This is a genomic window from Sphingopyxis sp. 2PD, assembly GCF_005503695.1.
Taxonomy (GTDB): domain Bacteria; phylum Pseudomonadota; class Alphaproteobacteria; order Sphingomonadales; family Sphingomonadaceae; genus Sphingopyxis.
Genome location: NZ_SCMU01000003.1, coordinates 232,783 through 245,447, shown reverse-complemented (window position 1 = coordinate 245,447; position 12,665 = coordinate 232,783). Strand labels below are relative to the sequence as shown.

The window sequence follows — 12,665 nt, the reverse complement described above, 5'->3', positions numbered from 1 at the left end:
GTCTTACATTGCCCCTGTTTCACACGGGCATGATTGATGGCGACAAATCCACTATCGAACACCGCGACACTCACCATTCGGCTCGACGCCGATGCGCTCGCGGCGTTCGATAGGTTCGCGGTTGGCCGTGGTGGACGCAGCGCATTGTTGCGACAGGTGATCCAACAGACGGTGCAGGAGATCGCAGATCGTCCCTTCATTGACCGTCCCGATGGAGTCGCGCGCAATCGTGTTTCGCTGCGATTTACCGATGTCGAGATCGCCGTGATCGAGGTTCGGGCGGCGCAGCGTTCGACCGATCGCGCCGGTTGGATCAAGGCCTTGGTGCGCCGCCACCTCGCGCTGAAATCGCGGGTCGATGACGGGCTGCTTGCCGAACTTGCGCCGATCAGAATGCAGTTGCTGCGTATTGGCCGCAATCTCAATCAGGCGATGAAAGCCGCCAATGCGTCGATGCTCGAAACCGGCGACAAACAGATCGAACCGGAGCTGCAACGGATCGCCGACATGCGGATGGAAATCTCCGAGCAGGTGACAGCGGTTGGCGAGGCCATGCGCGGCGATGCGAGCTACTGGACGGTAGCGGATTGATGGGTTTGGAATCCGCCTTGTGGGAAGCAACCCGTCCGGCGTTTCGGGTGCGTTATATCCATGACCCCACCAGCACGCCGCGTGTCCCGCTCTATGCCAGTTACGGCTTTGCCACTGGCCCGACAGCGCGGGCCAAGCTGGCGCGGATTGTTCGCAAGGCACCTGAGGTCGTCGTCAAGGTCACGGGTCGCCAGCGGGGCGGTAGCCATGTCAAAGCCCATCTCGACTATATAGGGCGCAAGGGCGAAGTGGACATCGAAACCCGCGACGGCGAAATCCTGACAACCAAGGAAGACGTTGCCGAGCGCGCGGCAGAGTGGAGCGACACGCTCCAATGGCGGTCGCGGCCTACGGTGTCGTCGGTGTCACTGATCTTCTCGATGCCCGAAGACACTGATCCCGATAAAGTGCTGGGAGCCGTCCGCGCGCTGGCTCATGCCGAGCTGAGCGACAATCACGATTACGTTCTGGCCCTCCATACCGATACGCCGCGCCCTCATGTTCATCTGACGGTGCAGGCCGAAGGGCTGGATCGCACACGGTTCAATCCCCGTCCGGTTCAGCTCAATCGTTTCCGAGAACGCTTTGCCCGTGAGTTGCGCGCGCGGGGTGTGGCCGCCGAAGCGACGCCGAGACGGGCGCGCGGACAGGGGATAGCCGGATCGAGCATGGCGCTGGTCAAATTGCGGGCGCGGCTGCGAACCGAAGGGAGTCGCCAGATTACCCAATCCGACCGCCGCACGCACGAGCAGGCCATCGCCGTGGCACGGGGCCAGGATCAATTGCCGCCGTTCATCGCAGCCGGCACATTCCGCTGGCAAGAGATACGGCGTGCCTATGAACAAACCGCCGACGCGCTGGACGCTACCGGGCAAGCTGACGACCGGGAGCTTGCCAAGGATGTTCGCACGTTCCTCGACAAGCATCAGGGTATGAATGCCACGCCTGAAGTTTTTGCGGCACACCATGCCCGGATAATCGCGGCTGACCAAAGCAAGGCGGCTTTGCCTGCACCTGATCGACCGCCCAAAGACCACGGGCGAGGGCGATGAGAAGGTAAGGTCCGCTTTACGAAAGTGCCGCAAGGGTCGTCGCAAGCCCACGCAAACTGACCGCCTCGACACCGTTACCCATCGGGAACCCATCTTCGCCGCCATAGACGACGAAGGCACGGTCTGGTTTGATGTCATCAAGGGCGATCCTGAACCCCTTTTCGACCTGTGGTGCGCGGGTTCGTTTGATCTCAATGGCCCAGGTGCCGTGACGCGCGCCCATTTCAAGGATCAGGTCGATCTCCGCCCCCGCAGACGTGCGGTAGAAGCTCGCACGGGTGCCAATGGGGGCGACGGCAAGCAGGCTTTCGATGACAAAGCCTTCCCAGCTTGGCCCCGCAACGGGATGGCCAAGCAGATCGTCCAGCGTTTCAATGCCTAGCAGGGCATGGGTCAGGCCACTATCGCGGATATAGGTCTTGGGCGACTTGACCAGCCGCTTGCCCACATTGACATGATAGGGCGGCAGACGGCGGACGAGCAGCAGATCGACCAGCAGCCCGAGATAGCTCGTCACCGTAGGCGCAGAAATTGCCATGCTCGACGCCAGACGCGACGCATTGAGCAAGCTGCCCTGCACATGGGCGAGCATCTTCCAGAATCGTTCGAGCATTTCGGCCGGGATGCGCGGGCCGAACATCGGCACATCGCGCTCAAGATGGGTGCGAATGAAGCTCAGGCGAATAGCGAGACTGTCGGAGTCGCTGGCGGCAAGCAGGCTGTCAGGAAACCCACCGCGCAACCACAGCGACATGACACCTAAGTCGTCGGCACATTCGATGGCAGTAAGGGGGGCGAGTTCAACATATTCGATCCGGCCCGCAAGGCTCTCGCTCGACTGGCGGAGCAGGTCGATGGCCGCTGACCCGAGCATGAGGAATCGCCCGGTTCGTTTGCCCGCGCGCCTGCCTTCGTCGATGATCCCCCGCAACTCTTCAAACAACGCGGGCATCCGGTGGATTTCGTCGAGAATGACAAGCTCATCCGCATGGCGATTGAGAAAGTCATCAGGATCAGCCAGCCGTGCGCGATCCCGCTCTGCTTCAAGGTCGAGATAGACCGATGGCCGACTGTCACCAATCGCACGGGCCAGCGTGGTTTTTCCAGCTTGGCGCGGCCCGATCAAGGCCACCGATGCCTGACGGCCAAGAGCTTGGTTCAGGCGGGGAATAATGTATCGCTCAATCATCATTGCAGATTAAAACCATTGATTTTGATTTGCAAGGATGTTGCGATATTTTTGCAGCGCGATTGCGTTTGAGCAATCAGCCATCGCAACGCAACAATTCTTGACAATGGCGAAGAAGAAGCCATTGGGTGAAGGCATGGGGAGCGCGATCACCCCATGAGGCGACATGCTGAAGTATCGCGTCCTACTTTTTCATAAGGGCGCCGTATGTCTGCACTAAACACGATTCCAATTGATAAACTTGTCCGTCTCGTTGGCACCGCAAAGGGGCCAATACTCATCGACGTTCGCACACCAGAGGATTTCGCTGCCAACCCGGTATTGATTCCCGGCGCTGTTCGCAGGTCGGTGGATGATGTGGCTGTCTGGGCACCTTCCTTCTCTGGACAAAACGTCGTCGTGATTTGCCGCGAAGGCCATAAACTCAGTCAGGGCGCTGCGGCTTGGCTGAGGCAGTCCGGTGCGGATGCGGAAGCGCTGGATGGCGGCATTGCCGCTTGGGGCAAAGTCGGACATCCGGTCGTTCCCGAAAGCGCACTGCCGCCGCGCGATGCCCAAGGCCGGACGGTCTGGGTTACGCGGGCGCGGCCAAAGGTTGATCGCATCGCCTGCCCTTGGCTTATCCGGCGCTTTGTCGATCCCAACGCATTGTTCCTGTTCGTTGCTCCTGCCGAAGTGGCAGGTGTAGCCGAACGCTTTGGAGCTACCCCGTTCGATGTCGAAGGTGACGGCGTTGTCTGGAGTCATGATGGCGAACGCTGCACCTTTGATGTGATGGTTGACGGGTTTGGTCTGTCTGGACTTGCCGCGCTTACCCATCTCGCGCTGATTGTGCGCGGCGCTGATACGGCGCGGCCTGATATTGCGCCCGAAGCGGCCGGGCTGGTGGCACTATCGCTCGGCCTGTCGCGCATGTTCGCCGATGATCTGGAACAGCTCGATGCGGGCATGTTGATATATGATGCCCTTTATCGCTGGTGCCGCGATGCTACTGGCGAGACGCATGACTGGGTCTCTCATCAACCCAGAGGCGCGCGCGCCAAGGAGGTGACGCCATGAGCGCCGCAACAATTGCTACGACCCAGCCATCAAGCGGTCCGATAGCGCCGGTATCACTGCGCGAAGCATTCTGGGTGTGGCTCAGGATTGCTGCATTGTCTTTCGGCGGTCCTGCCGGACAAATTGCAGTGATGCACCGCATTCTTGTCGATGAGAAACGCTGGATCGGCGAACACCGGTTTTTGCACGCGCTGAACTATTGCATGTTGCTACCTGGCCCAGAGGCGCAGCAGCTTGCCACCTATATCGGCTGGCTACTGCACAAGACGCGCGGCGGCATCATTGCTGGCGCGCTGTTCGTCCTACCCGGTGCGATCTCGATAATGGCGTTAAGCTGGATCTATGCACTCTATGGCCGTGTCGGGATTGTCTCGGCGCTGTTCTTTGGCCTCAAAGCCGCCGTGCTGGCTGTGGTCTTGCAAGCCGTTGTCAGGATCGGCAGTCGTTCGCTCAAGAATATCGTCATGCGCAGCCTTGCAGCGGCAGCATTCATATTGATCTTCTTCCTCAATGTTCCGTTTCCGATGATTGTGCTGGGCGCAGGCGTCATTGGCTATTTCGGGGGCCGGGCAGGCATTCCCGCGTTTCAGGTGGGCGGTGGCCACGGCGCTGCAACGGGCGATATTGTCGCCGATGCCGATACGCTGCTTGGCGAGGAGCTTCCGGCACATGCCAGCCCAACAATCGGACAGTCGCTCAAACAGGCGATTGTCTGGCTGGTGCTGTGGCTCGCACCTGTCGCGGCATTGTTGCTGATGATGGGCGAAACAAGCGTCTTTACCCAGATTGCCACCTTCTTTTCCAAGATGTCAGTCGTGACATTTGGCGGAGCCTATGCGGTGCTGGCCTATGTCGCGCAACAGGCAGTCGAAAATTACCATTGGCTCACTGCGCGCGAAATGCTGGACGGACTGGGCATGGCCGAAACGACGCCGGGGCCGCTGATCATGGTGCTGCAATTTGTCGGTTTCATGGGCGCGTATCGCAATCCCGGAATGCTGTCGCCGTTACTGGCCGGGACGCTGGGAGGCCTACTCGCCACATGGGTGACGTTCATACCGTGCTTCCTCTGGATATTCCTGGGCGCGCCGTTCATCGAGCGGATGCGGGGCAACAAGGCGTTGGCGGGCGCGATGTCGGCAATTACCGCCGCCGTCGTTGGCGTCGTGCTTAATCTGGCGATCTGGTTTGCGATCCATACCATCTTCCGCGAAGTCAGACCGTTCACGCTTGGCCCGCTCAATTTTGAGATGCCCGTAATGTCCAGCGTCGATCTGTGGGCGCTGGCAATTTCAGTGGGCGCAATCATCGCCATCTTCCGGTTGAAAGTTGGTATATTCATGACGTTGGGCGGTGCATCGGCTGCTGGCATTGCCTTATATTTTGCAGGCCTGCTCGCATGAGCAACAAAACAGCCCCCAATTTCCACCCAAAGGAGAGCATTATGACTGACCACCCAATCGGCAGGCGCGGTCTTCTGACGGCGGGAGCAATGTTGGCAGGCGCTACTGCGCTTGGCACGTCATCGGCACTAGCCTCAGAATCGACGGCGGCGGTGGGGGCAACGGGTTACACGCCTCAACCCTTGCCGTTACCGTTTGATCCCAAGATGATCGCGGGCCTGTCTGAAAAGCTGCTCGTCAGCCATCACGACAATAATTACGTCGGGGCGGTCAAGCGTCTGGGCGCGATTAACAGCCAGCTATCCGCACTCGATCCGACAACCGCGCCCGGTTTTGCTCTCAATGGCCTGAAGCGCGAGGAGTTGATCGCGTGGAACTCGATGATCCTGCATGAAATCTATTTTGCAGGGCTTGGTGCGCCCACAAGTCCGGGAAAAGCACTGGCCACCGCGATTGAGCGGGACTTCGGTAGCGAAGCGCGCTGGCGTTCCGAATTTGTCGCTATGGGCAAGGCGCTTGGCGGCGGCTCTGGCTGGGTTCTGCTCACCTACAGCCACCGTGACAAGCGCCTCGTCAATCAATGGGCAGCCGATCACAGTGTGACCTTGGCAGGCGGCACACCGATCTTGGCGCTCGATATGTATGAACATGCCTACGCTATCGACTATGGCGCAAAGGCCGCTGCCTATGTCGATGCCTTTATGGGGACAGTCAACTGGACTGTCCCAGACAGCAACTTTGCAAGGGCAACGGCTATTTAATTACCGTGATCGCCCATCGCGCTGCAATACCTGCTCCTGCGTAACCTCACGAACACGCTGGGCCTGCTGGTTCCGCACCTGAATGACGGCGATCTTGTCGCCCTTGGCAATGCGAAGCGCAACCTCCTGACGTCTGGACTCTACCTCTTTTGAGGCCTTGACCGGATCGTCAGGGTATTTCGTGCGGGCAATCGAAATGGTCTGGGCAACCAGACTTTGCGCGCGGCGCAGGTCTGGGTCACGCGCATTCTCTCCGTGGGACTGGCTCAAAAACCTATCGGAGAGGGCTTTGAGCTTGCTCAGTTCGTCTTCGGTCTGCGGCGGTTTTGTGCCAGCCTTCTTACCCTCGCGACGTTTTTCCCGTTCGGCTATCCTTTCGCGGAGACGGTCAGCTTCGGCCTGGACTATTTTTGATGGACTATAATTCTCGACCGCCAGCCCTTGCGAGGCGGCGGCGAGGTATGCCGCCTTCTTGAACGTGTCGCCGCCACCTACCTTGATCGACGTCCAGCCGTTCGCCTTGGCAATCCGTATAATGTCGGGAAGGGCGTCGATATTGCTGGTCTTGAGCCGGTCGCCCGCGATCCGCACGATCGGGGTCTTGTCGTCGGAGGTGCGATAGAGCTTGTTACCGACGCGCAAAAATTTGCCGGTCAGGTCGTCGGTGATTGTGGGCGGCTCGGACTTGCGCTTTGGTTTTTCCGGGGCAGCCTTCGCCGTGACCTGCTTGGGCTTGGCCTGCTTCGACTCAGTTGGCCGGCTGCGCCCCGAAGGCACGCTTCCTTCAAGTTCATCAGCCATTTTCATCGCCTTCCTCTATGATGATGCTTGCGTTGCCGTGACGATCCAAAGTCAGGAGATCGGCACAGAAACTCGGATAGTCTTCGGTGCGGATGTCGTCCGGCGTCAGCGGATAGGCGGGGTTTCCCTCTGCCTCTTCATCGGTCATGTCGCGGAACGGTGTGGGAGCAAGTGCCACGAGAGTTTGTTTTTCGAGCGCCGACACCACAGGCGGCGGAAATGCCCGATTCTTGAAGAAGCGGCTCTTGTAGTAGAAAATCTTGGTGCCGATGATCGGCGGGATACCGCCCCGTAGCAGTAGCAGTCTGTCCGTCGGAAATTGCATCAGCTCCTGGGGCAGCAGCAAGGCGCGGCGCTGATCGGAAATTGATTTTGATCGGTTGGCTAGCAGGCCGTTTATAGTGAGGGACCGGGTGACACTCTCCTGCCCGACATAACCGATGCGATCCGACAGCTCGTTTGCAACACGAAGTTCCTTAGGTGTGAAAGCGACTTCAACCCCGCAGTTGGCGACGATTTCATCGGCCAAATGCTCGCCATAAACACCGCGCAATTGCGAGCGAGACTGGATCACCGGGAGCAGACGGATGCCGTAGCCCGCGACGTAAGAAAAGGCGCTGGCGAGCACCGATGCGCGGCCAAGCCGGGCAAATTCGTCGAGGATGACCAGCACGGGAACTGGCGTCGCTTCGCTCGGCAATTCCCGGACATTCAGGTCAATGAGCTGCTGAAAAAGCAAATTGTAGAGCGGCGCGATGCGGTCGAGTTCGTCAGGTGAAACACCGAGATAGATTGAAATGTGACGCTTTCGTAAGTTCCGCAGGTCAAAATCGCTCGCGGACGTTGCCGCATCGACCAGTGGGTTGAGCCATAGCCCAAGGACGTTGGTGATGGTTTTTTTGATGTCGGCAAAGCTGTTGTCGGAACCACCGGCAAAATCGGCCAGCGCCGTTCGGCATCCTGTGGAAAGGTTTAGCTTGGGATCGGCCAGTTCCTTTTTGAAGAAACTACGCGCATCGCCTTCAGACAAATGGCGATAGATTGTGCCCATCGTCAGCGGTTCGTCGCTCGTTTCCGCAAGCCAGGCTCCGACACCAGCAAAGCCGGTGCGCGCACCATTGGCCCAAAAGGCTTCGCCGCGTTCGGGCGTGGTAAACAGCATCGTTGCAATCTTTTGCAGCTCGATGATCACGTCGTCGGGGTCGCTGCGGTCGATATAGGCGAGCGGGTTATAGCGCGCGGTACGTCCCTGCCGGTCGGTCGGGTTGAATAGAAAGACCTGCTGGCCATAGTGCGCGCGGAACCCCGCACTCGCATCGTAATTTTCGCGTTTAACGTCGAGAACGACGACGGAGCCAGCCCATGTCAGCAAATTGGGAATGACAATGCCGATGCCCTTGCCCGAACGGGTTGGCGCTTCGACAAGGACATGCTCACTCCCGCCAAAAGTCAGGAAGCGCCCGCCTTTGCGTCCGACGACAATGCCCAAGGCCGAGCGGAAACCATGCCGCTTGAGTTCACGCTCATTAGCAAAACGAGCGGCCCCGTGAAGTGGTGCGCCGCGCGACCAAAGGGCAAAGACCAGCCCGGCAAGCAGCGTGACGCCGCCCACCAGACCGCCTGCCATAGCCTTCACGACGTGGGGATCGCCGCGATAATACCAGAAAAACTGCGGTATCTTGAGCGGGTCATAAGCTGCCACAGGAAGACCCAGAATTACCCAACCAATCATGCTGGCGATGGCGAGCGCGATCAATGCCCCGAGCGGGATGGCGATCAAATATCGTGCCGCCCCGCCGTCAGGCGAGGTGCCTGCTTTCTGGGTCATAATAGATCTCCGTCACCCGAAATTCGCCATCGGTTTTCTTGGTCTGGACGACGACATCGACGAGCATTTTGAGCAGCGCGCGAATGTCGCCGCGTGCCAGATCGGAGCCGCCTTCGCTTTCCTTGACCAGCAAAGTCAGTTGCTCGAACGCCAGTTCGGCGGAATCGGCATGGATGGTCGTGATCGAGCCGGGATGGCCGGAGTTCACGTTACGCAGGTAAAAGAACGCGGTCCCGTCACGCAATTCCTGGAGCAAAATACGGTCGGGGCGCATCCGCAGCGCGCTTTCGAGCAAATGCTTTGCCGTGACATTGGCCGTGCCCTGGCCGTCCTTGGCATAGAGCATGTGGACCACATTTTTGTGCGGGACGATTAGTTCGCGCGTGTCCTCGATCGTCAGCAACCGTTCCTCTGGCGGGATGAGCTGGATCAAGCCCTTGGACAATGTGGTCTTTCCCGATCCGGTCGCGCCGGAGATCAGGATGTTGAGCCGCGCCTTCACTGCGCCGTCGAAGAATTCAACATGGCGGCCGGCTTTGAGCAGCGCGAGCAAGTCCAGTTCCTGAGATGACACCTGCTTTTCAGCGATGCGCGTGTCCTTGAACAAACCCGCCGCTTCAAAATCCGCCAGCGTCATCGTGACTGTGGAAGGTTTGCGCACTGTGATCGACACGGTTTCATCTGGGACGACGGGCGGCACGATGATTTGCACCCGTTCGCCGGTTGGGAAGATCGTCGATACAATGGGATTTTCGCGGGTAACGTCCTGCGAAGTGAACGCCGCCGCAGCCGTCGCCAACGCCATCAGATTCTTGAAATCAAGACTTGGTTCGCTTTCCCATGTCCAGCCTCCACGGCGTTCAATGCCGACTTCGCCGGGTCGGTTGATGACGAGTTCGGTCACACGCTCGTCATCGAGATATTTGCGTAAGGGCGCAGTCACGCTGTCGAGGACAGCGGTATTTTTGCCCGGAGCCGCCATTATTTGAGCGCGAGGCCGTAAACGGTCGAGAAATCGAAATCCTGGGCGACGGTAATGCCGACATCGTCACCCTGATTTTTGCGCAGCACCGGTTTGATCTGGCCGTTCTGTTGCAAGATCGTTGAAGCTGCGTCGGAAGGAACACGGGTGGTATTGGAGGCGCTATTGCCGACAGCTTCCGCGCCCACGGTGGCCGCGTCTTCAACCAAGCTGAAGAGCAGGGCCGTGCCGAAACGCTGCCAGAAGAAGTTGTTGACCCGCCCATCCACGCCGCCGCGCCCAAGCGCGTCGGTTGCCGGTGAAGCGACATCTATTGCGATGCCTCGCGTGGTAACGGCCCGCGTCCACAAAACGAACAGCCGGTATTGGCCGCGATTGAGTCCACCCTGATATTCGCCGAGGATTTTCGTGCCTTTCTCCATCAGCACGACACGGCCATTGTCGGAGTAGATGTTTCGCGGGACGATGCAGCTCACATATCCGGGTTGGCTTGAGTCCATCGCGGATTGAAGAACGCAGGGAATGAAACTGCCCGCTGTGATTAGGAAATTGCGATCAGGAAGTGGCCGGGCCTGCGCCTGCCCGATCGCCGATGCCTGGCGGAGCGTGTCGAGATTGGTGGCCGGAGGCGATGGCTGGCGTCCGGCATTCGCCGCGCCGCCGTAGTCGCTGGAGCGAACGCCCGCGCTGCCACTGTCACGTTCGCCGCCATAGGCAATCAGCGAAGACCGCCGCGCGGCTTCGCGAAGCGCCTCGGCTTGTGATGGCTGGCGGGCTTGCTGTGCAGCGGATGGAGGAATCTGTGTCGGCGCAGGCCCGGCACCAATCGCGGGAACAATCGGTTCTCCTAAGGCGATTGGTGCATTTGGATCAGTCGCTGCACCCGCAAGCGTGGGTGCGATCACGGTTGCCGGATCATATTGCGCAGGTTCGAGCGCCGGTTTGGGTTTGACCGGGGGAAGGGTAGAGTTCCCGGTCAGCCCCGTTCCCAGCGCCAACACCGTAAACATGATGGCACCAGCGGCAGCGGCAAAACCGATCATCTTCTTCGGGTCCATTGCCGTGCCGGGCATCGACGGCATTTTGCTGGCACGCTCGGTGGCCGGTGCGCGGTCAATATCGTCAGGGTCAGGGGTTTGATCGACGGTAGCGCGTTCGCCTTTTGACATTTCGGCCATCACTTTGGCTCCCCATTACCCTGACTTGGCGTTCGTTCGACGATGCTGGATGCTGTTCCCGTCTTAGGGTCACGGCCATAGAAATCCCGAGCCTCATTGAAGACGCACAAAACCTCCCTGCCGCGACGCAAGCGGAGCTGCGCAAAGACGCCGTGGATCACGACAAATTCGTCACGGACATCGAAGGGAACTATGCTCTCGCTGCCATCGGGATTGACCGCGAAGAATGCCGGGAGTTCACGCTGGTTGGGGAATCGTAGCGCAGTGAACTGACCGTTATCGGTGATTTCGGAGGGCTGGATCGCCGACGAGCCTTGCACCGAGTAGCTCAAGTTCCGCTTGCCTTCGAGGACAGCGAGATCAAGCGCCGAGCGGATCGCGCCTGCTTGCAACGCGACGGCTTGAGTGTAGGCGGCCTGCGTCGCCGCCGCTTGTGCAGCGGCGGCTTCTTCGCGCGGATAGCGGAACACGACCTTGAAGAATGTGTCAGCCGAACGCGGGCCGATGGCCCCACGCCGTGCCGACAGCTCGAATGTATAGGTGCGATTGCCCGTGCCGGATCGGGTGATGACGATTAGATTGGTCGATCCAGCCAGCTCACGGGGTTTGATAAACAGCGAATTTTCGGCCGGGGCGACTTCCCACGATACCGTATCGCCGAGCGCGACATGCTCGACCCGCTCGCTGGGCGAAAACACGATCTGCGTTGCCGAGCGGAAAACGCCGACAATACGGAAAACTTGCGTGTCGCTGTAGATCACTTCGCGGATGCGATTATCTTGAGGCATTGAGCGGGGCGTTTCGCTTGGCATTGCCGGTTCACTGCTGAGCAGGAACGCAATTGCCGTCAGGCCGATAATTCGCTTCATTGCGTCACCTCCAGGTCGGCACGATAGGTCTGCACTTCCAGGCCGAGAGGGTTTTTGAACCGCTGCTGTTCGGTGGTCGGCGTGTCGGTGGTGTCGTAAGTCACGGTCGCAATGGCGGGGGTGTCCGTGACAGTCGAACCGCGCTGGAGCGTCTTGGTGAAGCGTATCTGGGCGACCTTCGCGGAAACGAAGGTGACGGATTTGACCGCGATGAACACCGTATCAAGATCGGTGAAAACCGATTGCGGCGACTTGGGATTGTCTTTGCCGTAGAAGGCCGTCCACCGCGCCTGCTCGTCGCGCGAGGACATTGCTAACACGCCCTCGAAAAATTCCTTGCGCGCCTGCGGTATCCAGCCTTCGCGGTTGCGGACATAATCGGCGAGGAAATATTTGGCGACGGCCTCGTTATAGGTGATTTGCCGGTCGCCCGACATCGGCGAGGTGATCTCGCTCGCGCCAGTCGCCTTGTCCACGGTAATGACATAGGGCGCGACGGTCTTGAGCGGCGTCAGCATCGCTATCGCTGCAACCCCGGTGATCGCCAGTCCGCTCGCCACCCCGGCGACCATCCACGCCAGCCGCTTCGAGCGATTGGCCGCGATCAGCCGGTCGTGATCCCAGCTTGCGGCTTCCGCAAAATAGGCTTTGAGATCCTCCCGGCCAGTGATGCCTCCCGCCATGACGCTCAACAGCTCCGGTGAGAGGTTTGCGGAGACAGGGTGCTGATTGGCGGCACTTGGCGTTCTGGCCTGCCATCTGGAATTGCGGACTTCGGCGAAGCCGGGTTTTTCTCGGGGAACACCTCGACACCCCTGCGTTCTGGTCCTTGGCTAGGCGCTTGGCCTGCGGGAGTGGACGTGCCGCTGACCGGATCGACGGTTGGTAGAATCGAACCATAGGGATTGGCCGGGCGGCGCTGCTTGCCATTGCATTTGGCCAGGTTTGGCGA

The 12,665-nt window shown here is 59.5% G+C and carries 13 protein-coding genes; 6 read left to right on the top strand and 7 right to left on the bottom strand.

Annotation, left to right across the window (positions count from 1 at the left end; all coding sequences use genetic code 11):
- Positions 1-36 precede the first annotated feature (36 nt).
- On the top strand, positions 37-591 hold the full coding sequence (locus tag FFS18_RS04825; protein WP_137869976.1) for a hypothetical protein: 555 nt from the start codon (positions 37-39) through the stop codon (positions 589-591).
- The gene (locus FFS18_RS04820) at positions 591-1,643 is read left to right on the top strand and encodes a relaxase/mobilization nuclease domain-containing protein (RefSeq protein WP_137869975.1); all 1,053 of its coding nucleotides are present in this window, start codon (positions 591-593) and stop codon (positions 1,641-1,643) included. The genes FFS18_RS04825 and FFS18_RS04820 overlap by 1 nt, the downstream gene beginning before the upstream one ends.
- Positions 1,644-1,659: 16 nt before the next feature.
- Here the strand turns inward: FFS18_RS04820 and FFS18_RS04815 are convergent, their stop codons facing one another.
- A complete protein-coding gene (locus FFS18_RS04815; protein WP_137869974.1) occupies positions 1,660-2,832 on the bottom strand; it encodes an ATP-binding protein in 1,173 nt (390 codons plus the stop codon).
- 37 nt (positions 2,833-2,869) lie between these two features.
- On the opposite strand from FFS18_RS04815, the gene FFS18_RS17810 reads away from it, so the two are divergent.
- Genes FFS18_RS17810 through FFS18_RS04800 form a run of 4 tightly spaced genes read left to right on the top strand, consistent with a single transcriptional unit; the run spans position 2,870 to position 6,055 of the window.
- A complete protein-coding gene (locus tag FFS18_RS17810) occupies positions 2,870-2,992 on the top strand; it encodes a hypothetical protein (protein ID WP_283214396.1) in 123 nt (40 codons plus the stop codon).
- Positions 2,993-3,039: 47 nt separating this feature from the next.
- On the top strand, positions 3,040-3,891 hold the full coding sequence (locus FFS18_RS04810) for a chromate resistance protein ChrB domain-containing protein (protein WP_137869973.1): 852 nt from the start codon (positions 3,040-3,042) through the stop codon (positions 3,889-3,891).
- Positions 3,888-5,294 carry a chromate efflux transporter gene (gene chrA, locus FFS18_RS04805; RefSeq protein WP_137869972.1) on the top strand — a complete coding sequence of 469 codons (1,407 nt, stop codon included), beginning with the start codon at positions 3,888-3,890 and terminating at the stop codon, positions 5,292-5,294. Before FFS18_RS04810 ends, chrA begins: the two co-directional genes overlap by 4 nt.
- Positions 5,291-6,055: a superoxide dismutase gene (locus FFS18_RS04800; protein ID WP_249340299.1), complete on the top strand. Its 765-nt coding sequence runs from the start codon at positions 5,291-5,293 to the stop codon at positions 6,053-6,055. The genes chrA and FFS18_RS04800 overlap by 4 nt, the downstream gene beginning before the upstream one ends.
- On the opposite strand, the gene FFS18_RS04795 is transcribed toward FFS18_RS04800, so the two are convergent.
- From FFS18_RS04795 to FFS18_RS04770, 6 genes are read right to left on the bottom strand one after another with little or no spacing between them, the layout of a single operon-like run.
- Entirely contained in the window at positions 6,056-6,856 is an 801-nt protein-coding gene (locus FFS18_RS04795; protein ID WP_137869970.1) for an LPD7 domain-containing protein, read from the bottom strand. It abuts the gene before it with no gap.
- The gene (locus FFS18_RS04790; protein ID WP_137869969.1) at positions 6,849-8,684 is read right to left on the bottom strand and encodes a type IV secretory system conjugative DNA transfer family protein; all 1,836 of its coding nucleotides are present in this window, start codon (positions 8,682-8,684) and stop codon (positions 6,849-6,851) included. Before FFS18_RS04790 ends, FFS18_RS04795 begins: the two co-directional genes overlap by 8 nt.
- A complete protein-coding gene (gene virB11, locus FFS18_RS04785) occupies positions 8,656-9,666 on the bottom strand; it encodes a P-type DNA transfer ATPase VirB11 (protein ID WP_137869968.1) in 1,011 nt (336 codons plus the stop codon). The genes FFS18_RS04790 and virB11 overlap by 29 nt, the downstream gene beginning before the upstream one ends.
- Positions 9,666-10,844 carry a type IV secretion system protein VirB10 gene (gene virB10 / locus FFS18_RS04780; RefSeq protein ID WP_249340298.1) on the bottom strand — a complete coding sequence of 393 codons (1,179 nt, stop codon included), beginning with the start codon at positions 10,842-10,844 and terminating at the stop codon, positions 9,666-9,668. Before virB10 ends, virB11 begins: the two co-directional genes overlap by 1 nt.
- Positions 10,844-11,713: a P-type conjugative transfer protein VirB9 gene (gene virB9, locus FFS18_RS04775; protein WP_137869967.1), complete on the bottom strand. Its 870-nt coding sequence runs from the start codon at positions 11,711-11,713 to the stop codon at positions 10,844-10,846. The genes virB10 and virB9 overlap by 1 nt, the downstream gene beginning before the upstream one ends.
- Positions 11,710-12,396 carry a VirB8 family type IV secretion system protein gene (locus tag FFS18_RS04770; protein ID WP_137869966.1) on the bottom strand — a complete coding sequence of 229 codons (687 nt, stop codon included), beginning with the start codon at positions 12,394-12,396 and terminating at the stop codon, positions 11,710-11,712. Before FFS18_RS04770 ends, virB9 begins: the two co-directional genes overlap by 4 nt.
- Positions 12,397-12,665: the final 269 nt, after the last annotated feature.

What these genes read in the sequence shown, in the direction of transcription:
- FFS18_RS17810 (WP_283214396.1), top strand. Translation starts at nt 2,870, where the DNA reads ATGTTGCGATATTTTTGCAGCGCGATTGCGTTTGAGCAATCAGCCATC.
- virB10 (WP_249340298.1), bottom strand. Translation starts at nt 10,844, where the DNA reads ATGGCCGAAATGTCAAAAGGCGAACGCGCTACCGTCGATCAAACCCCT.
- FFS18_RS04820 (WP_137869975.1), top strand. Translation starts at nt 591, where the DNA reads ATGGGTTTGGAATCCGCCTTGTGGGAAGCAACCCGTCCGGCGTTTCGG.
- virB11 (WP_137869968.1), bottom strand. Translation starts at nt 9,666, where the DNA reads ATGGCGGCTCCGGGCAAAAATACCGCTGTCCTCGACAGCGTGACTGCG.
- FFS18_RS04815 (WP_137869974.1), bottom strand. Translation starts at nt 2,832, where the DNA reads ATGATTGAGCGATACATTATTCCCCGCCTGAACCAAGCTCTTGGCCGT.
- FFS18_RS04770 (WP_137869966.1), bottom strand. Translation starts at nt 12,396, where the DNA reads ATGGCGGGAGGCATCACTGGCCGGGAGGATCTCAAAGCCTATTTTGCG.
- virB9 (WP_137869967.1), bottom strand. Translation starts at nt 11,713, where the DNA reads ATGAAGCGAATTATCGGCCTGACGGCAATTGCGTTCCTGCTCAGCAGT.
- FFS18_RS04800 (WP_249340299.1), top strand. Translation starts at nt 5,291, where the DNA reads ATGAGCAACAAAACAGCCCCCAATTTCCACCCAAAGGAGAGCATTATG.
- chrA (WP_137869972.1), top strand. Translation starts at nt 3,888, where the DNA reads ATGAGCGCCGCAACAATTGCTACGACCCAGCCATCAAGCGGTCCGATA.
- FFS18_RS04790 (WP_137869969.1), bottom strand. Translation starts at nt 8,684, where the DNA reads ATGACCCAGAAAGCAGGCACCTCGCCTGACGGCGGGGCGGCACGATAT.
- FFS18_RS04825 (WP_137869976.1), top strand. Translation starts at nt 37, where the DNA reads ATGGCGACAAATCCACTATCGAACACCGCGACACTCACCATTCGGCTC.
- FFS18_RS04795 (WP_137869970.1), bottom strand. Translation starts at nt 6,856, where the DNA reads ATGGCTGATGAACTTGAAGGAAGCGTGCCTTCGGGGCGCAGCCGGCCA.
- FFS18_RS04810 (WP_137869973.1), top strand. Translation starts at nt 3,040, where the DNA reads ATGTCTGCACTAAACACGATTCCAATTGATAAACTTGTCCGTCTCGTT.